We start from the raw sequence: 21,030 nt of genomic DNA, 5'->3' as shown, positions 1-21,030 counted from the left end.
CGCACCCGGCCCTGGTCCGGGGTCAGGCCGGGTCCGCCACCCGTCCCAGGGCCTCGATCTGCTCCTCGGGGACGTAGGCGGGCGGTACTTCACGTCCCCGGCCCAGGTGGTTGAAGAGCAGGTTCAGGGTGACCGCCAGCAGGCAGCCCGCCGAGATGCCCGAGTGCAGCACGGTCGCGATCTGGTCCGGGAAGGAGTGGTAGAAGCCCGGGTAGGCGATCGGGAAGATGCCGAAGGCCAGACTGGTCGCCACGATGATCGCGTTCGATCCCGCGCTCAGGTCCGCCTTGCCCAGGGTTCGGATGCCCGCCACCGCGACCGAGCCGAAGAGCACCACACCCGCGCCGCCGAGCACCGGCTGCGGCACCAGCGAGACCAGGCCGCCGACCACCGGCAGCAGACCCATCACCACCAGGAAGACGCCCGCCAGCGCCACCACGAAGCGGCTGCGGATCCTGGTCAGTGCCACCAGCCCGATGTTCTGGGCGAAGGCCGAGCAGATGAAGCCGTTGAACACCCCGCCGAACGCCGTCGCGAGCCCGTCCGCGCGCAGGCCGCCCGCGATCGTGCGGTCGTCGGCGGGCCGCTCCACGACCTCACCGAGCGCGATCATGTCGGCGGTCGACTCGGTCATCGAGACCACCATGACCACCAGCATCGAGATGATCGAGGCGGCCTGGAACTGCGGTGCGCCGAAGGCGAACGGGTGCGGCAGCTCGAAGAGCGGCAGGCTGCCGAGCGCGTGCGCGTCGACCTTGCCGAGCGGGATCGCCGCCAGGGTGCCCACCAGCAGGCCGAGCAGGATCGAGACCCGCTGCAGGAAGCCGCGCAGGAAGCGGTTGAAGAGCACCACGGCGAGCAGGGTGAGCCCGGCGAGACCCAGATTGGCGAGTGAACCGTACTCGGGCGACCGGGAGTTGCCGCCCTGCGCCCAGTTCCCGGCGACCGGGAGCAGGGAGACGCCGATCAGCGTGATCACCGTGCCGCTCACCACCGGCGGGAAGAATCTGACGAGCCGACAGAAGACCGGCGCCAGCAGGAAACAGAACAGCCCGGCCACGATGGTGGAGCCGAAGATCAGCGGCAGAGCCGCGCCCTTCTTCGCCTCGATCACGGCGAGGATCGGCGAGACCGTGGCGAAGGAGACGCCGTTGACGAACGGCAGTCGCGAGCCGATCCCCCAGATCCCCAGCGTCTGCAGCAGGGTGGCGATGCCGGCGATGAACAGGCTGGCGGCCAGCAGGGTGGTGAGCCGGGCCGGGTCCAGCCCGGCTGCGGCGCCGATGATCAGCGGCGGCGCGGCCACCCCGGCGTACATGCTGGCCACGTGCTGGAGCGCGACGGTCGCCATCCGTCCCGGCGGCAGCATCTCGTCGACCGGGTGCTGCGGGGTCTCGGGCTTCTTGAGTACGGCCTGACGTCCCATGGGGCGTCCCTCCATATCTGAGGTGACTTCGGGCCCGGGAGCGTCTGCCGAGGTGCGGGACCGGCACGGTGGCGCTGGGACGACCCTGGCGGACGACGGTGCCGTCGCCCGCGCTGCCGGAGCCTGCGGCGAACAGGCTCCAACCCATGAGATGAGTTCCGTGATACGGAATCTGAATTCCGAGATCAAGGTCCCTAGAATGTAGAAAGCTCCACCCAAACCGTCAAGACTTCTCTTTCGACCGGCCGGTGGCGCCGCCGAATCTGTGTCTTCCTCCAAGCGTGACCGGATTCGATCGAGCCGTGGATGCCCGCTCGAGTTGATCAGAATCAAACATTTTCCAACCTGAAGACACATGGGGCTTGTCCAAGCCCTTGACATAGCCGGACGTCCCTCCGAGACTCTCGTCGACCGCTTGTTTGCGTCAACATGCCTGGACGGGCAGTACGACGCAGTGGGTGGTCACCCGTCGGCGGCGGCCTGACCCACCAGGCGCCCCACGGGGTCAGGTGCGGACCCCCTGTACGGACCGGAAGTCCTGCCAACTTCCCCGTATCCGGACGGACTTGAGAACGAGACGGCCACCCGTAGTCAGAGCAGCGAACCCCACCCCCACCCACGACGCACGCGCGGATCACGCCCTTCTCGCCCCCACCCACGGAGCGGGACACCAAGGGACGCCCCCATGCCATGCCCCGTACTCGACCCGGTCGTGTTTGCGCGACCAGGATCGAGACCGTGGCAGCGCGTGCCTCGGAGAACGAAGGTCTGAAGAGATGCCGCGATTGAGAACGCTTGTGCTCGGCGCCCTGCTGGCGCTGTTCCTCCCCCTGCTGTCGGGCTTCGGCACCGCGCAGGCTGCCACGGTGACCGTCACCAACGGCACCCAGTTCACCGACACCGCCGGAGACCCGCTCCACGCGCACGGGGCCGGCGTCATCAAGGTCGGCCAGTACTACTACTGGTTCGGCGAGAACCGCAACGCCGACAACAGCTTCCGCTACGTCTCCGCGTACCGCTCCACCGACCTGAAGACCTGGGAGTTCCGCAACAACGTGCTGACCCAGGCCGCCGCCCCGGAGCTGGACTACGCGATCATCGAGCGGCCCAAGGTGATGTACAACGCCGCGACCGGCAAGTTCGTCATGTGGATGCACAAGGAGTACGGCGCGCACTACGGCGAGGCCCGGGCGGCGGTCGCGGTCTCCGACACCGTCGACGGCACCTACACCTGGCAGGGCAGCTTCCGCCCGCTGGGTGAGATGTCGCGGGACATCACGACCTTCGTGGACGACGACGGCACCGGCTACATGGTCTCGGCCGCCAACGAGAACGCCGACCTGCACATCTACCGGCTCACCGCCGACTACACCGCCATCGACGCCCAGGTGCAGAACCTGTGGGTCGGYCAGTCCCGCGAGGCGCCCGCCCTGTTCAAGCGCAACGGCGTGTACTTCCTGCTGACCTCCGGGGCCACCGGCTGGGCGCCCAACCAGCAGAAGTACGGCACCGCCGGCAGCGTCACCGGTTCCTGGAGCGGCCTGCAGGACATCGGCGACGGGACCACCTACGGCAGTCAGACCGCGTTCGTGCTACCCGTGCAGGGCAGCAACGGCACCAGCTACCTGTACATGGGCGACCGTTGGGGCAACTCCATGGGCGGGACGGTCAACGACTCGCAGTACGTCTGGCTGCCGCTGACGTTCCCGACGGCCGGCACGATGACCATGGGGTACTCGCCGCAGATCACCGTGGACACCGCCACCGGCACGGTGAGCGGCATGAACGTCACCTGGGAGAGCCTGACGGGCCGCCAGAGCGGCAAGTGCGCCGACATCGCGAACTACTCCTTCGCCGCGTCCGCCCAGCTCATCCAGTGGGGTTGCGGCAACGGCGCCAACCAGGACTTCTGGCTGAAGAGCCTCGGCACCGGCTACGTGCAGATCATGGCGCGGCACAGCGGCAAGTGCCTCGACATCGCCGACGCCTCGACCGCCGACGGCGCCCTCGTGGTCCAGAACACCTGCAACGGCACGACCTCCCAGCAGTGGCAGGTCCAGAAGGTCAGCGGCGTCACCGGCTTCGTCCGGCTGATCGCCCGGCACAGCGGCAAGTGCCTGGACGTCACCAACCAGTCCACCGCCAACGGCACCGCGCTGGAGCAGTGGACCTGCGGCACCGGCACCAACCAGCAGTGGCAGCGGACCGCCGCCTGACCCCACCCACCGACGCCCCTCCACCCTGTTCGGCGGAGGGGCGTCGCGCTGCCCGATCCGACCACCGAGGAGAACCCGTGACGCTCCGTCAGCCATCACCCGCCCGGATCCCCAGGCCCCGCACCGGCCGGACCAGGACCGGTCTCACCGCCGCCGCCGCCGTGACCGCCGCCCTGGTCGCCGGGATGCTGAGCGCTCCCCCCGCCGTCGCCGAGGAGGCGGCCGCCCACGTCACCGTCCGGCTCGATCCCGGCTACCAGCAGCAGCCGTTCCAGGGCTGGGGCACCTCGCTGGCCTGGTTCGCCGAGGCGACCGGCGGCTGGCCGGACGCGAAGCGCAACGAGCTGGCCGACGCCCTCTACGGCGCGGACGGCCTCGGCTTCACCGTCGCGCGGTACAACCTCGGCGGCGGGGACAGCCCGGAGACCCAGCCGTACCTGCGGCCGGGTGCCGCGGTGCCCGGCTACTGGAACCGGCCGGCCGCCTTCGGCCCGCCGGCCGGTGGCACCCAGGGCTGGACCGAGCCCACCGACTGGTGGAACCCGACCGACCCCACGCACTGGAACGCCGCCGCCGATCCGAACCAGCGATGGTGGCTGCAGGCCGCGAAGGCCCGTGGCGCGGACACCTTCGAGGCGTTCTCCAACTCGGCGCCGTACTTCATGACCAGGAGCGGCCTGGTCTCGGGCGCGGGCAACAACTGGGAGGACAACCTCCGCCCGGACCAGTACGACCGGTTCGCCGCCTACCTGACCGGGTCGCTGCAGCGGGTGCAGGCCGCCACCGGCGTGACCTTCGGCGCGATCTCCCCGATGAACGAGCCGATCACCTCGTACTGGGGCGCGTACGGGCCGCAGGAGGGCTCGCACTGGGACCCCGCCTCGCAGGCGCACCTGATCACCAGCCTGCGTACCGCGCTGAACGGAGCCGGTCTCGCCACCCCGGTGTCGGGGATGGACGAGACCAACCCCGACCTGTTCCGGGACGACTGGAACTCCTACGGCACCGCGGTGCGTGCTGCGGTGGGCAAGCTGAACACGCACACCTACAGCACCGGCGGCCGGGTCGGCGTGCGCGACATCGCCAAGGGCTCCGGCAAGCCGCTGTGGATGTCCGAGGTCGACCTGGGCGACAGCATCCCGCAGAGTTTCACCGACATGACGCCGGGCCTGGACCTCGCCCGGCACATCAACGGCGATATCCGGGAACTGGAGCCCGGCGCCTGGGTGATGTGGCAGGCCGTCGAGGACTACCCGAACATGATGCCGGGTCAGGAGGACGCCAACTGGGGTCTGATCCAGGTCGATCTGACCACCACCGCGCCGGCCGCCGAGCCGCTCCGCAGGAACAAGAAGTACTGGGCGATGGCGAACTACAGCCGGCACATCCGCCCCGGCGCCCGGGTGATCAACACCGACTCGGCGGACACCCTGGCGGCGCTGCGGCCGGGCGGAGCGGGTGCCGTGGCCGTCTACACCAACACCACCGGCGCCGCGCAGACCGTCACCTTCGACCTGGCGGCCTTCCAGACCGTCGACACCGCGACCCCGGTCCAGCGGTACACCACCGACGCCGGCAAGAACGCGGAGCGCGAGGCCGACCTCTCCACCACGGCCGCCAGGACGCTCACCGCGACGGTGGGCCCCGCCTCGGTGACCACCTTCGTCATCCCCGGCGCCACCGGCGTCGACACCTCGGCGACGACCGCTCCGACCGGCCAGCCGCAGCAACTGCTGAACGACCACAGCGGGATGGCGCTGTCGGCGGGTCCGACCACCCAGAGCAGCCCGGTCCAGCGCACCTCCAACCCGGCCGACACGGCCCAGCGGTGGACCTTCACCAAGGTGGCCGGCGGCTGGAACAGCACGGCCACCTACCGCCTCACCAACGCCAAGAACGGCAAGGCGCTCAGCGTCGCCTCGGGCGTGCTGGGCTTCGCCTCCTCCGGTTCCTCCGCCCAGCAGCTGTGGATGCTCTCCGACACCGGCAACGGCCACCGCACCCTGGTCAACAGCGCGACGGGCACCCTGCTCGACGTCTCGGGTGCGGCCACCAACGACGGCGCCCCGGTCGGCGTCTTCCAACCGACCACGGGCAGCAACCAGTCCTGGCAGCTGCGCGGCGCGGCAGCCGACAGCTGGAAGGCGCTGCGCCTGCGGCACAGCGGCAAGTGCGTCGAGGGGCAGAACGCCTCGCCCGCGGCCGGCGTGCCCGTCGTGCAGGACACCTGTGACGGCACGGCCGCCCAGCAGTGGTCGCTGCGCGCGGGCAGCAGCCCCGGCTACGTCTCGGTGGTGGGACGCAACGGCGGCCAGTGCCTGGACGTCTCGGGGATCGCCACCTGGGACGACGCCCCGGTCGTGCAGTACACCTGCAACGACGGTGCCAACCAGCAGTGGTCCGTGCGCACCACCGCGGTCGGGTACGTCACCCTGATGGCCCGTCACAGCGGGAAGTGCCTGGACGTCCTGGGCGCGTCGACCGGCGCCAACGCGCAGCTCGTGCAGCGTCCCTGCACCGGCGGCAGCAGTCAGCAACTCCAGCTCGGCTGACGGCGCCCCGTCGCCACGGTGCACCGCCCGGCCGGGCGGTGCACCTTAGACCCTCCGGCAATTGGGGGGCGTTGCGGCGTCGGGGCACGCACCTCGACGCCGCTCCTTCTCCCACCCCCCCAATTGCCGGGGGGTCTTGCTCATGCTGGGAGGTGGGCCGGCGGGGGAGCGGAACTGGACCGGACGACCAACTCGGGTGTCACCGAGATGAGTCGGGCGGCGGGACGCTCGCCGGGGGGCGCGTCGACCTGGTCGAGGAGCAGCTCCACGCACTGGCGGCCGACCTCCTCGAAGTCCTGCCGGACGGTGCTCAGCGGAGGCGCGAAATAGGCCGACTCGGGCACGTCGTCGAAGCCGACCACGCTCACGTCCTCCGGCACCCGGCGACCCGCCTCGCGCAGGGCCAGCATCAGGCCCAGCGCCATGTGGTCGTTGGCGGCGAAGACCGCGGTGACGTCGGGACGGGTGGCCAGCGCCCGGCCGATCCGGTAGCCGGACGCGGCGGTCCAGTCGCCCAGCTCCAACGGGGGGACGGGGGCTCCCGCGTCCTTGAGCGCGGCGTGCCAGGCGGCGGCGCGGCGGCGCGCGGCGTAGGAGTCCTGCGGGCCGCCGAGGTGCCAGACCGTACGGTGGCCGAGGCCGAGCAGGTGCCGGGTCGCGGCCGTCGCGCCGGCCGCCTGGTCGGTGTCCACCGAGTGGAACCGCCGCTCGGGGTCGCCGTCGGCGACGACCACCGGGACGCCCGAGGTGACGTTGAAGCCGCGCCGGTCGAGGATCTGCGCCTCGATGACGACCAGGCCGTCGACCGCCTGGTCGGTCAGCTGGCGGACGGCCTGCTGGACGGCGTCCTCGGTCTGCTCCTCCGCACAGACCACGTTCACCGAGTATCCGGATGCCTGGGCGGCGTGCGAGATGGCGGCCAGCGTGCGGGCGTTGCCCTGCGCCGCGATGTCGAAGGCGACCACGCCGAGCACGTGGAAGCGGCCCAGCGTCAGGGCCCGCGCGGCGCTGTTGCGCTGGTAGCCGAGCATCCGCATCGCCGACAGGACCCGATCGCGGGTCTCGGGTTCGACGTTGGACCGGTGGTTGGCGACGCGGGAGACGGTCTGCGAGGAGACACCGGCCAGCGCGGCGACGTCGGCCTGCGAAGGCGGGCGTTGCCTGGCTTTGGTGGTGGCGCCGGGCGTCGCGCTGGGTTCCATACCGGTCCTTCCTCGCGTGGCTGCGTAAACATGCTAGCGGAGAGAGACCGACTACCTGCATACGGGCCTCGCACGACAGAGCAGGCTGCCGGTTCCCCCTACCCCCGTAGGGGTGTGGAGAACCGGCAGCCTGCAGGTGGATCGGCCGACCCTCGGCGGCCTTCCACCGATCCGTCCCACCGCGAGTCAGGGCCGCCACGACCATGGGGCGGCCCCCGACGCGACCCGGCGGAGGGACGGAGGATCGGGGATCAGGCGGGCAGTCCGACGGCGCGCTCGCCGCTGCGCCGCTGCTGGATGACGACGGCGACCACCAAGAGGGCGCCCTGGGCGACGTTCTGCCAGAACGAGTTGATGCCCTGGACGGTGAGGCCGTTCTCCAGCGCGCCGAGCAGCGCGACGGCGAGCAGCGTGCCGCCGATCCCGCCCTTGCCGCCCTTGAGGGCGCAGCCGCCGAGGGCCGCAGCGGTGATGGCCTTGAGCTCCAGGCCCTCACTGCCGGAGACGGGCTGGCCGGAGCCGGTGCGGGCGGTCAGCAGGATGCCGGCGACGGCCGCCACCACGCCGATCAGGGCGTAGACCGCGACCAGGTACTTGTTGATGCTGATGCCGGCCAGCCGGGCGGCGGTGTCGTTGCCGCCGATGGCGTAGACGTTGCGGCCGATGTCGGTGTACTTGAGCAGCAGGTGGACGGCGAGTGCGACGACGATCAGGATCCACACCATGACGGGCAGTCCGGCGACCTTGCCGCGGCCGAGGAAGACGAAGACGTCGTTGTTGAGGACGTAGCCCTGGGCGCGGCCGTCGGACAGCAGCTGGGCGAGGCCCTTGTAGGCGGCCAGCCCGGCGAGGGTGGCGATGGTGGGGTCGACCCGCCCGTAGACGATGACCACACCGTTGAGGACGCCGATCAGGACGCCGACGCCGACGGCCGCGGCCATGCCGACAAGGGAGTTGGAGCCGGCCCAGGTGAAGGCCATGGCGCTGACCACGGAGGCGACGCCGACCTGGGAGCCGACCGAGATGTCCAGGCCGCCGCAGATGATCACCACGGTCTGGACCACGGCAAGCAGGCCGGTGATGGTGGCGGCCTCGGCGATGACCTGCAGGTTGGACAGGCTGAGGAAGTTGTCGTTCAGCGCGCCGAACAGGGCGAGCACGACGGCCAGCGCGCCGAGCAGGCTCAGGTTCTGCCCGCCGACGGCGGCGAGCAGGGGGCGGCGGCCGGAGCTGCGGCGCTCGGCGGCCCGGCCCGGTACGGCCGGGGACGGCGTGGTGGTGGTCATCGCAGGGCTCCAGGGGCTGAGGTGGTCGCGGCAGGGGCGGTGACGAGGTCGTCGGCCATGGCGAGGGCGAGGATCGCCTCTTCGGAGGCCTCGGCGCGGTCTAGCTCGCCGGTGATCCGGCCGCCCTGCATCACGACGATCCGGTCGGCGAGGCCGAGGATCTCGGGCAGTTCGGAGGAGATCACCAGCAGGGCGACGCCCTGCTCGGCGAGGTCGGCGATGATCCGGTAGATCTCGGCCTTGGCCCCGACGTCGATTCCCCGGGTCGGCTCGTCCAGGATCAGCACCTTCGGCTTCCGGGCGAGCCAGCGGGCCAGCACGACCTTCTGCTGGTTGCCGCCGGAGAGCTTGCGCACCTCGTGCTCGATGGAGGGGGCGCGCACCCGCAGCCGGTCGGTGTACTCCTGGGCGAGGGCCCGCTCGGCCGAGCGGCGGACGAACCGCCAGCGGCGCAGCCGCTCCAGTACGACCAGCGAGGTGTTGTCCCGGATCGAACGGTGCAGCAGCAGGGCCTGGGCCTTGCGCTCCTCCGGTGCCAGGCCGAGCCCGGCCCGGATCACCTCGCCCGGCCGGCCGGAGCGCAGGGTGGTGCCGTCCAGGGTGACGGTGCCGCGGTGAATGGGCAGGTCACCGGCCAGCGCCAGGGCGAGTTCGGACCGTCCGGCGCCGACCAGTCCGGCCAGTCCGACCACCTCGCCGGCATGGATCCGCAGGTCGATGTCGCGCACGGCGTCGGTGCTGACGCCGCGGACGTCCAGCACCAGGCGGTCGGTGGCGGTGTTCTGCCGGACGAACAGGGTGGAGAGGTCCCGGCCGACCATCAGTCGGACCAGTTCGCCCTCGCTGGTGGTGGCGGCGTCCTGCACCCCGGCCAGCTCCCCGTCGCGCAACACCGCGATGCGGTCGGCGAGTTGGAAGATCTCCTGCATCCGGTGGGACACGTAGACGATCGCGATGCCCTGGTCGCGCAGCCGGCGGATCAGGCTGAACAGCGCGGCCACCTCGTACTCGGAGAGCGAGGAGGTGGGCTCGTCGAACGCGATCACCCGGGCGTCACCGGTGACCGCCCGCATGATCTCCACCAACTGGCGCTGTGCGGGCGTGAGCTGACTGCCGATCAGATCCGGGTCGAGCACCCCGGCGAAGCCCAGCCGGTCGAGGTCGGCGGTCACCCTGCGGTGCAGCTCGGCCCGGTCGAGCAGCCGTCCGGCGCGGCGCGGCAGGGCGCCGGCGTAGACGTTCTCGGCGACCGAGACGTGCGGGATGATCTCCGGCTCCTGCGGGATGATGCGGATTCCCGCCGCTCTGGCCCGGGTCGGCGAGCTCAGGTCCAGCCGGACGCCGTCGAGGGTCACCTGACCCTCGGTCGGCTGGTGGTCGCCGGTGAGGATCTTCAGCAGGGTCGACTTGCCGGCGCCGTTCTCGCCCATCAGGGCGGTCACCTGTCCGGCGGGGAACTCCAGGCTCACCCCGCGCAGGGCCTGTACGGCGCCGAAGTGCTTGGTGATGCCGACGACGGCGGCCGCTCCGGTCCTCCGGCCCGGGCGCGGAGGTGGTCCGCGGCCGGAGGCGGCCGGAGCCGGTCCTGGTCGGGGCCGTCAGGACCGGCTGGTTCGGGTCAGGCGCAGGTGACGCCCGCGGTCTTCCAGGTGGCGGCGTCGACCATGGTGGTCGGGGCGAAGGCCTCGGCCGGGAAGTCCTTGCCGTTCTTGAGCTTGTCGTACATGGTCTGGACGGCGAGGGCGCCGACATCCTTGCCGTTGATGAACAGGGCGGCCTTCATGCCGGTGGGCTTGTCGCCGCTCCAGTTCTTGCAGGCGAGGTAGGCCCCCAGGCCGACACCGATCACGTTGTCGGCGCTGATCCCGGCGTTCTGCAGGGCGGTCACGCCGCCCTGGACGTTCTCGTCGTTGCAGCCCCAGACCACCCAGTGCTTGACGCCCTGGTTGGCGGTCACCGTCGCGGCGATCTTGTCCTGGGCGCCGGTGGGGGTGTTGTCGGTGGCCACGTCGATGTTCCGGACCTCGGTCCCCACCGCGGAGTCGAACGCCGCCTTCGCGGCCTTCACCCGGTCACCGCACACCGTGACGTCCTGCTTCCAGGCCGAGACGACCCGGGTGTCGGCCGCGCTCCAGCCGGCCTTCCTGAACTCCTCGGCCGCCCGCTTGCCGACCTCCCCGCCCATCTGCTGCCCGCTGAAGCCGATCCGCGGCACCAGGTTCTCCTTCGCACACGAGGCCGGGTCGGGGCCGGCCGCGCAGATCTGGTCGTCGGAGGTGAGCAGGGCGACCTTGGCGTCCTTCGCGAGCTGCACGACCTGCGGGCCGACGGCCGGGTCGGGGACCACGATGATCACGCCGTTGGTCTTCTGGGCGACGGCCGACTGGACCTCGCTGATCGTCTTGTTGGCGTCGCTGCCCAGGTTCACCACCTTGAGGTCGACACCGAGCTCGGCCGCCTTGGCCTTCGCACCGGCCGCCTCCCCGACGAAGTACTCCTGGTCGCCCTGCTTCTGCAGGTAGGTCATCGAGATCTTGCCGCTGACCGGTGCGACGGACGCGTCCGCGTCGGATCCGGCGCTCCGGCCGGTGGAGCAGGCGGTGGTCAGACCCAGCGTCAGGAGGAGGCCGGCGGCGAGGGCAGCCCGGCTGCGGCGGTTACGGATCATGGGGGAACTCCTAGGTGCGTGCGCCGACAGCGGCGCACGGTGAGGGGAAGGAGAGAGAGGGAGGGGCCGCTGAGGGCCGGTGGCCGGGGCGGCCCGTACGGGCGGAGGACCACGGCAGTAACCACGCAAGAACGATCAGAATCCAACACGTTCAAACGCGATGGAAGCAATGTCGCCCGCCTCGGAGGTCGCCGTCAAGGCGGAAAACCGACCGATACGCGCTCGTAACCTTGCCCACCAGGGGTCAACTCGCCGGTAACCAGCCGCTCTTGAGGCTCGCCCCGGGGGTCGGCTGCGCCCGGCGGCACCGCCCGCCATCAGGGAATTCGTCCCGGCGGGGGTGGTCGGATGGCCCTGTTCGGGTGTCCTTCGCTCCGGCATTGCACAGGTCGACCCCGGAGGTCCCGTGTGACAGGGCAGTTTCATCACGAAGACGCATCACGCCGTGACGAGCACTTGACTGGCCGACTGTTGGCGGTCAAGACTCAGCGCCAGCTTCATGTTGGCGTAAACATCACCCGTGAAGGGCACTACCGTGAGCACGTCGAACCCCCCGGCCCCGGCCACTACGGACCGACCAACAGGACGGCCCCGCAAAGCGTCACGTTCCAACCGGCTCGGTCACGGGTCCTTCGGCTACGTCTTCTTCGCCCCGTTCCTGGTCGTCTTCGTGATCGGCATCGCGGCCCCCCTGGCCTACGCCGCGTACCTGAGCCTGTTTCAGGACCGGCTGGTCGGCGGCAACGTGTTCGTCGGGTTCGACAACTACACCCGGGCCTTCGGGGACGACCTGTTCCGGACCGGCCTCTGGCGGGTCGCCCTGTTCCTGCTGGTCCAGGTCCCGGTGATGCTCGGGCTCGCCCTGCTGGCGGCGCTCGCCATCGACAGCGGGCGGCTGCGCTGGCCGGCCCTGTTCCGGATCGGGATCTTCGTCCCGTACGCCGTCCCGGCCGTTGTGGCGTCCCTGATGTGGGGTTACCTCTACGGCGACCGCTTCGGTCTGATCCGTCAGATCGGCGACGCGCTGCACGTCGACGTACCCCGGCTGCTCAGCGACTCGTGGATGCTCACCTCCATCGGCAACGTGGTGACCTGGGAGTACGTCGGCTACAACATGCTGATCCTGTACGCCGCGCTGCGCACCGTGCCGCAGGAGCTGTACGAGGCCGCCGAGATGGACGGGGCCGGCGAGTTCCGCAAGGCCTGGAGCATCAAACTCCCCGCCCTGCGGCCGGCCCTGGCGCTCACCACGGTCTTCTCGATCATCGGGACGTTCCAGCTGTTCAACGAGCCGAACGTGCTGCAGTCCCTCGCGCCGGACGTGATCTCCACCAGCTACACACCCAACATGTACGCCTTCAACCTGGCCTTCAACGGCCAGCAGTTCAACTACTCGGCAGCCGTCGCCGTGGTCCTGGGCGGGGTGACCGCAGTGGTCGCCTACGCCGTGCAGGTCCGGTCGATGCGGAAGGAACAGAGCCTGTGAGCGCCAACACCCCCCTCCGCGGCCGACCACGCGCCCGGCGGTCGAGCACCGCGCTCACCGTGGCGATGGGCCTGATGCTGCTCTACGCGCTGCTGCCACTGTTCTGGCTGGTGATGTCCAGCACCAAGGACACCGGGTCCCTCACCACCAGCTTCGGGCTCTGGTTCGGCGACGGCTTCCACCTCTTCGACAACGTCTGGAACGTCCTCAGCCACGACGACGGCATCTACCTCCGGTGGTTCGCCAACACCCTGCTCTACGCGGTGGTGGGGGCCGGCGGAGCCGCCCTCATCTCCACCGCGGGCGGCTACGCGCTGGCGAAGTACCGCTTCCGCGGCCGGACGGCGCTGGTCGCCCTGGTGCTCGGCGCGATCGCCATCCCCGGCACCGCGCTGGCGGTCCCGACCTACCTGCTGTTCAGCAAGCTGGGCATCATCGACACCCCTTGGGCGGTCCTGCTGCCCTCCCTGGTCAGCCCGTTCGGCGTCTACCTGATGCGGGTCTACGCCATCGGGGCGGTACCGGACTCGATGCTGGAGGCCGCCCGGATCGACGGGTCCGGCGAGATCCGGACCTTCTTCACCATCTCGCTGCGGCTGCTCGCCCCCGGCTTCGTCACGGTGCTGCTGTTCTCGCTGGTCGCGACCTGGAACAACTACTTCCTGCCGCTGATCGTGCTCAGCGATCCCGAGTGGTTCCCGCTCACCGTTGGCCTCAACCAGTGGAACTCGCTCGCCACCGGCGCGGCCGGCAGCGGCGCCACCACCACCGGCTTCTACCCCCTGGTGGTCACCGGCAGCGTGCTGGCGATCATCCCCCTCGTGGTCGCCTTCCTGTTCCTCCAGCGCTTCTGGCAGTCCGGCCTGGCCGCCGGAAGTGTCAAGGAGTGACACCCGGTCATCCCACCCTCCTCCTCGCTCTCCCACGATCACAGCAAGGAAGTCCCGCCATGACCCGTGCCATCGTCCCCTCCCGCCGCAGACTGCTGGCCCTCGTGCCGGCCGCCGCACTGGCCCTCAGCCTCGCCGCCTGCGGCTCGGACGCCACCAGCCCCGGCACCTCCGACCCGGCCGCCGCGCTGGACACCCCCACCACGCTGACCTTCTGGACCTGGGCGCCCAACCTCGACAAGACGGTGGCGATCTTCGAGCAGAAGTACCCCAAGATCAAGGTCAACATCGTCAACGCCGGCCAGTCGGCGACCGAGTACACCAAGCTGCAGACCGCCATCAAGGCGGGCAGCGGCGGCCCCGACGTCGCCCAGATCGAGTACTTCGCACTGCCCGAGTTCGCGATGTCCAAGCGGCTGGTCAACCTCAAGGAGTACGGCGCGGCCGGCCTGGAGCCCAAGTTCACGCCCTCGGCCTGGTCGCAGGTCGCCGTCGGCGACGGCATCTACGCCATCCCCCAGGACACCGGCCCGATGGCGATGTTCTACAACAAGAAGCTGCTCGACCAGCTCGGCATCGAACCGCCGAAGACCTGGGCCGAGTTCGAGACCGCGGCGATCAAGATCAAGGCCTCGGACCCGAAGCGCTTCATCGCCTCCTTCGACCCGGGCGACGCGGGTGGCCTGGACAGCCTGCTCTGGCAGGCCGGCAGCCGTCCGTTCCAGCAGAAGGACGCCACCTCGGTCTCGGTGAACCTGCAGGACCCGGGTGCCAAGAAGGTCGCCGACCTGTGGACCTCCCTGATCAGCCGCAAGCTCGTCGACCCCGTGCCGGGATGGACCAACGAGTGGTGGCAGTCCATGGGCAGTGGCCAGTACGCCATGTGGATCACCGGTGCCTGGGCGCCCGGCAACATCGTCTCCACCATTCCCGACACCGCCAAGGACTGGCGGGCGGCGCCCGTTCCGCAGTGGAACGCCGGTGAGAACGTCTCCTCGGAGAACGGCGGCTCCGCCGTCGCGGTGCCCAGCACCAGCAAGAACAAGGCCGCCGCCGCGGCCTTCGCGATCTGGCTGAACTCCGACCCGGAGGCCGCCCGCTCGCTCTCCGAGAACGGCCTGTTCCCCGCCACCACCAAGCTGCTCGGCGACCCCGCCTTCCTGGAGAAGCCGCTCGCCTCGCTCGGCGGTCAGCAGGCCAACCAGGTCTTCGCCGCCTCCTCGGCCGGCGTCGGCAAGGGATGGGGTTACCTGCCCTACCAGGTGTACGCCAACTCGGTGTTCAAGGACACCGTCGGCCAGAGCCTGGCCACCGACACCAACGCCGGCCTGGTCGCCTGGCAGAAGCGCCTGCCCCCCGACCGGTCATTCCCACCACCGCGCGCAGGCGGCACCGTTGCGCCGAACACCGAACTCCCAGGAGCAGCAGCTCATGCCCGTCCTGCAGATCACCGACGAGGGATTCCGCCTCGACGACGAGCCGTTCCGGATCATCTCCGGCGGCCTGCACTACTTCCGCGTCCATCCCTCGCAGTGGGCCGACCGGCTGCGCAAGGCCCGCCTGATGGGTCTCAACACGGTCGAGACGTACGTGCCGTGGAACCTCCACCAGCCCCGCCCCGACGAGTTCCGGCTGGACGGCGGCCTCGACCTGCCGGCCTTCCTCGACCTGGCCGCCGCCGAGGGGCTGCACGTGCTGCTGCGGCCCGGCCCGTACATCTGCGCGGAGTGGGAGGGCGGCGGTCTGCCCTCCTGGCTGCTCGCCGACCCCGGCATCCTGCTGCGCAGTCAGGACCCGCGCTATCTCGCGGCGGTGGACGCCTACTTCGAGCTGCTGCTGGCACCGCTGCGGCGTCACCTGTCGACGAACGGCGGCCCGGTCATCGCCGTCCAGGTGGAGAACGAGTTCGGCGCCTACGACGGCGACCCCGCCCACCTGGTGCACCTGGAGCAGCTGCTCCGCCGCCTCGGCGTCGACGTCCCGCTGTTCACCTGCGACCAGCCCGCCGACCTGGCGCGCGGCTCGCTGCCCGGGGTGCTGGCCACGGCCAACTTCGGCAGCCGCGCCGAGCAGGGCCTCGCCGCACTGCGGGCCCACCAGCCGAACGGGCCGTTGATGTGCACCGAGTTCTGGATCGGCTGGTTCGACCGCTGGGGCGGGCACCACGTGGTCCGCGACGCGGCCCAGGCCGCCCAAGAGTTGGACACGCTGCTGGCCACCGGCGCGTCGGTCAACCTCTACATGTTCCACGGCGGCACCAGCTTCGGCTTCACCAACGGCGCCAACGACAAGCACACCTACCGGCCGACGGTCGGTTCCTACGACTACGACGCCCCTCTCGACGAGGCCGGCGACCCGACCGAGAAGTACCAGGCGTTCCGTCAGGTGATCGCCAAGTACGCGCCGGTCCCGGCCGAGCCGATACCCGGCCCGGCCGCCAGGATCGGCGCGGCTGGTGTCCAACTGACCAGCAGCGCACCGCTGTTCGCGAACCTGCCGGCCCTCGGGGCCGCCGTTCGCGCCGAACGCCCGCTCACCATGGAGCAGTTGGGGCAGGACTTCGGTTACGTCCTGTACCAGACCGCGCTGCCGAGCGCCGGGCCGGCCCTGCTGGAGGTGGGATCGGTCCGCGACCGCGCCCAGGTCTTCGTGGACGGCCAGCCGATCGGCGTGCTGGAGCGCGAGAACCACGAGCGGGCGATCGCCTTCACCGTGCCCCGGGCGGACGCCGTCCTGAGCGTGCTGGTGGAGAACCAGGGCCGGGTCAACTACGGCTCCGGCGTCCACGACCGCAAGGGACTGCTGGGCCGGGTCCTGCTCGACGGCACCGAACTGACCGGCTGGAGCAGCCGCCCGCTGCCGCTGACCTCGCTGGACGGACTCGCCTTCGCCGAGACCGGCACCGCGCCGGTGGGGCCGACGTTCCACCGCGGCACCGTGCGGATCGACGAGGTCGCCGACACCTTCGTCCACCTGCCCGGCTGGACCAAGGGCAACGTCTGGATCAACGGGTTCCACCTCGGCCGCTACTGGTCCCGGGGCCCGCAGCGCTCGCTCTACGTGCCCGGCCCCGTCCTGCGTCCGGGGTCGAACGAGATCACCGTGCTGGAGCTGCACGCCGCCCACCGCGCGCTCACCGTCGAGCTGCGCGAGACCCCGGACCTCGGGCCGACGGAGGAGTAGCCCGCCGCCGGGCTGCCCGCCGGTTGCGGACCGTACCGCGMCCGGCGGGCGGACCGACGCTCCTTGCCGGCGCCACGCAAAGGCGTGATGAATAGGGAATATGAGCCCAAAGTCGGTCGACGCGCCGGGCCACCGAGCCCGGGGCGGCCCCGCGAAGCTTGGCCCGGAAGGTCTTCTTCCTCCAGCTGGTCCTGACAACCCTGCCGTCTTTCGCCATTCGCCATGACAAGTGGTTCATCCCCTTCGGGTGGATCGGCGGCCTCTCGCGGAGACGGTCCACCGTGACGGTCGGACCGGAGGCGGTCCGGGTCCGGATGGGGTGGGCGTTCCGGGCCGACATAGCGCCGGGTTCGATCGTCGAGGCCCGCCGGGACGGGCGCAGGGTGTCCGGATGGGGTGTGCACGGCTTCGGAGGGCACTGGCTGGTCAACGGTTCCTCGCACGGCATCGTCGTACTGGAGTTGGCACCGGAGGGCCGCTGCTCCGTGCTCGTTCTGCCGCTGCGGCTGCGGGAGCTGAGGATCAGCCTGGTGGCGCCGGAGGAGTTTCTGGCAGCCCTGCACGCTGCCCGGCCGTGAGCCACCGGAGGTACGGGGCCCTGCCAACGGGGCGTCAAGATCGGCCGGAGCGGCGCCAAGGGAGCGCAAGGAAAGCGGATGGCGAGCTTCCGGGGCGTAGTTTCCTCCTTGAGGACGCGGGGCTGCTCCGTTGCGGAGTGGTTCCGTTCCACGCCGATGGAGAACTTCACCGGGACACCGTCGGCGGCCAGGTGATGAGGAGGGCGCGAGAGCGGTTCATTTTCGGCTGTACGGGGGGCGGGGCCGCCAGGGGTGGCGGTCTCGAGTACAGCCAGAGCCGTTCCGCGCCCTCGGCCGTTTCCGGGCAGGCCGCGCCAACGATGCGTCAGAAACCGGCCGCAGCACGTCAAGGCCGCGTCAGGGGCGGCAGTCGTCGGGCCCGCCGGTCGTAGCGTCGGCGGGCAGGTGATGCTGCCCCGCGGTGCTTCCGGGGGAACGCCGGCGGTCCGCCGGCGAGGGAGAAGGCGCGCGGTCATGCCAGTGGGGGTACCGGTCGGACCGGTCGTATCGAAGCAGGCCCGAGCGGTCGACCCGGCGCCGGGCAGCCCCGGCACCGCGGATCCGGCCCGTCGGATTCCACCACCGAGATGGACCCGTCCGCCGGCCCGCAGGGGGTGCGGGCCSCCGACCTCGCCTTCGCACTCAGCGACATGGATGCCCAGGCCGCCAACCTCCTGCTGGTCGGCGCCGATCCCGACTGCACGGTCCTGCGCAGGCAGACCCTCGACACCTACGAGCAGCGCCGCGCCCAGGCGACCGGGGATCTCCAGCGCGCCGCCGAAGCCGCCGTCGGAGACCCGGCGGGACAGCTAGCCGTACAGACCGTGCCGGCCGAACTCGGCCGCTACGAGGTGCTGGTGGCGCGGGCCCAACTGCTCGCGGAACAAGCCGGATCCCCGGCGGCCAAGCCCTCGCCCCCAGCACTGGAGGCCTACCGCCAGGCCACCGACCTGCTCCGGCAGAAGCTGCTGCCCGCCGCGGAACAGGTGACCGCCGCAAACGCCGTCACCGTCGAGCGGATCCACGCCGACGCGCGGGCCCGGCTCAGCGCGATCACCGAGTCGTACGCGTTGCTCTTGGCGACCACCAGGTGGTGCTCGGCCCGTGTCGTGAGGCTCAGGCCGGGGGCCAGCGTGAGGACGGTCAGCAGGGCGCTCCGCTGTCTCGCGGCGACCGCCGCCCTCGCGCTCGCCACGGCGCTGATGCACGCCGAGGATCCCGAGCCTGTCGAACGCACCCTGGTCGGACCGGTCGCCGTATGTAGGCAAGTTGCCCATGCTGTGCAGCTGCTGGAGCACGAGACCTGATGACGGCCGCGTAGTCCTTGCTCGGACACCAGGGAGCAAGTAACCCGCCGGCAGCTTTCAGTGGGTCAGATCCCCTGTGTCTCTCGTTGTCGTGCGCCTCGTTGGGCCGAACGAGCGCATCCGATGTAGCTGTCGTCAGTCCGCCGGCCGTGTTCTTCAGCGCTCGCTGCGGTCGAGAGCGGCGACCTCACGTACGGCATCGGCGACGGCGCGAAAGTCCTTACGCAGGATCGCACCGTGGTTGCTGGGGACCTTCGCACTGATTTGGATGTTGGGGTTGCGTTCGGTCACCGCAGGGAGGCTGGTGCGTATCTGTTCGTGCTCACCCTGACTGCCGAAGGACTCACCCGAGGCAACCACGTACCGCGCCGGGACGGTGATGTCGTCAAGGACGGGGCCCAGCTCGCGCACGCGGGCGAGCCTGCCGAGCTCGATGTTGCTGTTCGCCATCTCTTCGGCGTTCATCCGCGGGGTCAGACCCGTCGGGCGCAGCAGCGGCATGAACCAGCCCCACCGCCGAAACGCTTTCCGGATCCCCTCTTCCATGTCCTCGGTGAGCCAGTCGTACGGCTGTGCGCCTTCGACCAGGACCGCGCCCACGGCGCGGTCCGGATTGCGGCTGGCCCAGTGGGCCGCGACGAACGCTCCGTAGGACCAGCCCACCACCAGCGCCCGGTCCACGCCCCGGGCCGCGAGCACGGCGTCGACATCCCGGACGGCGGCCTCGAACGAGTAATCCGCCGAACGCTGTGACTTCCTGCCGCGGGCCCGCTCGTCGTAGGTGATGTGCCGCCACCCTGCGCCCAGGTCGGCAATGACCCGCCGCCAGTATCCCTGCGTGGCGAACTGGCCGTTGAGGTAGACCACGGGGATGCCGGAACCGCCGGTGTCGGTGACGGCCAGGGCCGTATCGTCGACCGGCACCATGCCGGTCCACTTCGAATCGGTTGAGGATGCGCTGTTGTTGGTCATTGCGTTCCACCTGGTTGTGTGAGTGTGTCTGGTCCGACTTCTCCGGGAGGTTGCCGGCGTTGGCCTGGCTGAGCCAGGTCTCGCCGGCCCGCTCGACCACCTCGGGTGGACGGGATCTGCGGCAGCTTCTGACAGCCGGTCGGCCCGCGTCTGTTCGCGCTGCGCCGATGCGAACGAACCGCGCGTGCGGGCTGCGCCCACTGGCATGAGGCGACGGGTATTACTTCGTGGCCGTGCCGGGTTCCCCGCTGATGGACTCCTGATAGACGTCCGCATAGGTGCGTGAGTCCTTGATCAGGTCGTCGCAGAACGCGGCGACGTCCTTGCCGATGAGTTCCAAGACCCCCTTGCCCGCGGCGGCGCCCTCCTCGAAGAAGTCGACGATCCCGGGGAGCAGGGGCCCGTCAGGCAGGTCGATCGGTCCGACCTTGAAGAGGTACTTCTGAATCTCCTTGTAGACGATCTGGTAGTCCGGCGGGAGCGCCTTGACCCGAGCCATGTGCGCCCGCCACTGCTTCTTGCCCTCGATGATGTCCTGGATGCTCACGTCAGCCTCCCAGCCGGCTCAGTTTCCTTGCGACGTTCCTGTTCAACTGCTCGCGCCAGCGGTCGCGATAGGTTCGAGCCCCTTCTCCACCGACCAGCGCCGTACAGAAGCCTCGGATGTCGTCGCCGAGCACCTCGTGGACGCTCTGCCCGTCCGCCGCCGTTTCTTCGAGCAGCCCCAGGGCGGCGTCGAGGATCGGCATCAGGTTGCGGCCGGTGAAGCCCGCATGGGGGAAGAGGTGGCTCTTGATCTGTTCCCACGCCGCCCGGTAGTCGTCCGGCAGGGCCTCGGCCCGGGCTTCGAACCGCTTCCACTCCCTGGTGAGATCGCTGCCTGTGATGGTCTCCCAGAAGTTCATCTCCCGCCCTCCTTGAGCCTGTTGATGCGTGATGAGACGTACTGCCATTTCGCCCAGAACTTCGCGAGTTCCTTGCGTCCGGCGTCGTTGAGCGCGTAGAACTTGCGCGGCGGACCGACCCCGGATGGTCGTTTCGTCACCTGGACGAGTCCGTTCCTCTCCAGTCGCAGCAAGATGGTGTACACCGTCCCTTCGATGACGTCGGTGAAGCCGAGCTCGTTCAGCTGGCGGGTGATGGCGTACCCGTAGGTGTCTTCGCTGCCGATGATTTCGAGCACGCACCCTTCGAGCGTGCCCTTCAGCATCTCCGTCAGGTCGTCCATCGCGAGTCCTCCTCGGCCTAGCGGTACTGCGTAGTA

16 protein-coding genes and 1 pseudogene are annotated in these 21,030 nt (G+C 70.2%); 8 read left to right on the top strand and 9 right to left on the bottom strand.

Annotation, left to right across the window (positions count from 1 at the left end; genetic code table 11):
• Positions 1 to 22: 22 nt before the first annotated feature.
• On the bottom strand, positions 23 to 1,441 hold the full coding sequence (locus ACXJMZ_RS16500) for a nucleobase:cation symporter-2 family protein (protein ID WP_457030796.1): 1,419 nt from the start codon (positions 1,439 to 1,441) through the stop codon (positions 23 to 25).
• Between the two features lie 761 nt (positions 1,442 to 2,202).
• Between ACXJMZ_RS16500 and ACXJMZ_RS16495 the strand changes: the two genes are divergently transcribed.
• Both ACXJMZ_RS16495 and ACXJMZ_RS16490 read left to right on the top strand, forming a co-directional pair.
• Positions 2,203 to 3,642, top strand: a complete 1,440-nt coding sequence (locus ACXJMZ_RS16495) for an RICIN domain-containing protein (protein WP_457030795.1) — start codon at positions 2,203 to 2,205, stop codon at positions 3,640 to 3,642.
• A 77-nt stretch (positions 3,643 to 3,719) separates the two neighbouring features.
• Positions 3,720 to 6,194 carry an RICIN domain-containing protein gene (locus ACXJMZ_RS16490; RefSeq protein WP_457030794.1) on the top strand — a complete coding sequence of 825 codons (2,475 nt, stop codon included), beginning with the start codon at positions 3,720 to 3,722 and terminating at the stop codon, positions 6,192 to 6,194.
• A gap of 140 nt (positions 6,195 to 6,334) precedes the next feature.
• Here the strand turns inward: ACXJMZ_RS16490 and ACXJMZ_RS16485 are convergent, their stop codons facing one another.
• From ACXJMZ_RS16485 to ACXJMZ_RS16470, 4 genes are all read right to left on the bottom strand, one after another.
• The gene (locus ACXJMZ_RS16485) at positions 6,335 to 7,396 is read right to left on the bottom strand and encodes a LacI family DNA-binding transcriptional regulator (RefSeq protein WP_457030793.1); all 1,062 of its coding nucleotides are present in this window, start codon (positions 7,394 to 7,396) and stop codon (positions 6,335 to 6,337) included.
• 251 nt (positions 7,397 to 7,647) lie between these two features.
• A complete protein-coding gene (locus tag ACXJMZ_RS16480) occupies positions 7,648 to 8,682 on the bottom strand; it encodes an ABC transporter permease (RefSeq protein WP_457030792.1) in 1,035 nt (344 codons plus the stop codon).
• On the bottom strand, positions 8,679 to 10,151 hold the full coding sequence (locus tag ACXJMZ_RS16475; protein ID WP_457030791.1) for a sugar ABC transporter ATP-binding protein: 1,473 nt from the start codon (positions 10,149 to 10,151) through the stop codon (positions 8,679 to 8,681). Before ACXJMZ_RS16475 ends, ACXJMZ_RS16480 begins: the two co-directional genes overlap by 4 nt.
• 149 nt (positions 10,152 to 10,300) lie before the next feature.
• A complete protein-coding gene (locus tag ACXJMZ_RS16470; RefSeq protein WP_457030790.1) occupies positions 10,301 to 11,350 on the bottom strand; it encodes a substrate-binding domain-containing protein in 1,050 nt (349 codons plus the stop codon).
• A gap of 535 nt (positions 11,351 to 11,885) precedes the next feature.
• On the opposite strand from ACXJMZ_RS16470, the gene ACXJMZ_RS16465 reads away from it, so the two are divergent.
• The 6 genes and pseudogenes from ACXJMZ_RS16465 (at position 11,886) to ACXJMZ_RS16440 (ending at position 18,794) form a co-directional block, all read left to right on the top strand.
• Positions 11,886 to 12,836: a carbohydrate ABC transporter permease gene (locus ACXJMZ_RS16465; protein ID WP_457030789.1), complete on the top strand. Its 951-nt coding sequence runs from the start codon at positions 11,886 to 11,888 to the stop codon at positions 12,834 to 12,836.
• A complete protein-coding gene (locus tag ACXJMZ_RS16460; protein ID WP_457030788.1) occupies positions 12,833 to 13,726 on the top strand; it encodes a carbohydrate ABC transporter permease in 894 nt (297 codons plus the stop codon). Before ACXJMZ_RS16465 ends, ACXJMZ_RS16460 begins: the two co-directional genes overlap by 4 nt.
• A 59-nt stretch (positions 13,727 to 13,785) precedes the next feature.
• Positions 13,786 to 14,757: pseudogene (locus ACXJMZ_RS16455) on the top strand (ABC transporter substrate-binding protein); the annotation flags it as partial.
• Positions 14,758 to 15,157: 400 nt separating this feature from the next.
• Positions 15,158 to 16,909: a glycoside hydrolase family 35 protein gene (locus ACXJMZ_RS16450; RefSeq protein WP_457030787.1), complete on the top strand. Its 1,752-nt coding sequence runs from the start codon at positions 15,158 to 15,160 to the stop codon at positions 16,907 to 16,909.
• Positions 16,910 to 17,190: 281 nt separating this feature from the next.
• Positions 17,191 to 17,487: a hypothetical protein gene (locus tag ACXJMZ_RS16445; protein ID WP_457030786.1), complete on the top strand. Its 297-nt coding sequence runs from the start codon at positions 17,191 to 17,193 to the stop codon at positions 17,485 to 17,487.
• A gap of 587 nt (positions 17,488 to 18,074) precedes the next feature.
• Complete coding sequence (locus ACXJMZ_RS16440; protein ID WP_457030785.1) at positions 18,075 to 18,794, top strand: hypothetical protein; 720 nt, start codon at positions 18,075 to 18,077, stop codon at positions 18,792 to 18,794.
• A gap of 156 nt (positions 18,795 to 18,950) precedes the next feature.
• On the opposite strand, the gene ACXJMZ_RS16435 is transcribed toward ACXJMZ_RS16440, so the two are convergent.
• The 4 genes from ACXJMZ_RS16435 to ACXJMZ_RS16420 all read right to left on the bottom strand — a co-directional run bounded on the left by ACXJMZ_RS16435 (position 18,951) and on the right by ACXJMZ_RS16420 (position 20,994).
• Complete coding sequence (locus ACXJMZ_RS16435; protein ID WP_457030784.1) at positions 18,951 to 19,766, bottom strand: alpha/beta fold hydrolase; 816 nt, start codon at positions 19,764 to 19,766, stop codon at positions 18,951 to 18,953.
• A gap of 220 nt (positions 19,767 to 19,986) precedes the next feature.
• Positions 19,987 to 20,313 (bottom strand): DUF1048 domain-containing protein, encoded by a 327-nt coding sequence (locus tag ACXJMZ_RS16430; RefSeq protein ID WP_457030783.1) that lies wholly within the window; start codon positions 20,311 to 20,313, stop codon positions 19,987 to 19,989.
• A 1-nt stretch (position 20,314) separates the two neighbouring features.
• Positions 20,315 to 20,671 (bottom strand): DUF1048 domain-containing protein, encoded by a 357-nt coding sequence (locus ACXJMZ_RS16425; protein WP_457030782.1) that lies wholly within the window; start codon positions 20,669 to 20,671, stop codon positions 20,315 to 20,317.
• Positions 20,668 to 20,994: a PadR family transcriptional regulator gene (locus tag ACXJMZ_RS16420; protein WP_457030781.1), complete on the bottom strand. Its 327-nt coding sequence runs from the start codon at positions 20,992 to 20,994 to the stop codon at positions 20,668 to 20,670. The genes ACXJMZ_RS16425 and ACXJMZ_RS16420 overlap by 4 nt, the downstream gene beginning before the upstream one ends.
• Positions 20,995 to 21,030 lie beyond the last annotated feature (36 nt).

The sequence above is a fragment of the Kitasatospora sp. P5_F3 genome, from assembly GCF_054049135.1.
Note: the sequence above shows the minus strand (reverse complement) of the source record. Positions and strands in the feature narration are given on the sequence as shown.

Excerpts from the sequence above, each read along its gene's own strand:
- ACXJMZ_RS16425 (WP_457030782.1), bottom strand. The coding sequence starts at position 20,671 with ATGAACTTCTGGGAGACCATCACAGGCAGCGATCTCACCAGGGAGTGG.
- ACXJMZ_RS16485 (WP_457030793.1), bottom strand. The coding sequence starts at position 7,396 with ATGGAACCCAGCGCGACGCCCGGCGCCACCACCAAAGCCAGGCAACGC.
- ACXJMZ_RS16450 (WP_457030787.1), top strand. The coding sequence starts at position 15,158 with ATGCCCGTCCTGCAGATCACCGACGAGGGATTCCGCCTCGACGACGAG.
- ACXJMZ_RS16435 (WP_457030784.1), bottom strand. The coding sequence starts at position 19,766 with ATGACCAACAACAGCGCATCCTCAACCGATTCGAAGTGGACCGGCATG.
- ACXJMZ_RS16470 (WP_457030790.1), bottom strand. The coding sequence starts at position 11,350 with ATGATCCGTAACCGCCGCAGCCGGGCTGCCCTCGCCGCCGGCCTCCTC.
- ACXJMZ_RS16480 (WP_457030792.1), bottom strand. The coding sequence starts at position 8,682 with ATGACCACCACCACGCCGTCCCCGGCCGTACCGGGCCGGGCCGCCGAG.
- ACXJMZ_RS16420 (WP_457030781.1), bottom strand. The coding sequence starts at position 20,994 with ATGGACGACCTGACGGAGATGCTGAAGGGCACGCTCGAAGGGTGCGTG.
- ACXJMZ_RS16500 (WP_457030796.1), bottom strand. The coding sequence starts at position 1,441 with ATGGAGGGACGCCCCATGGGACGTCAGGCCGTACTCAAGAAGCCCGAG.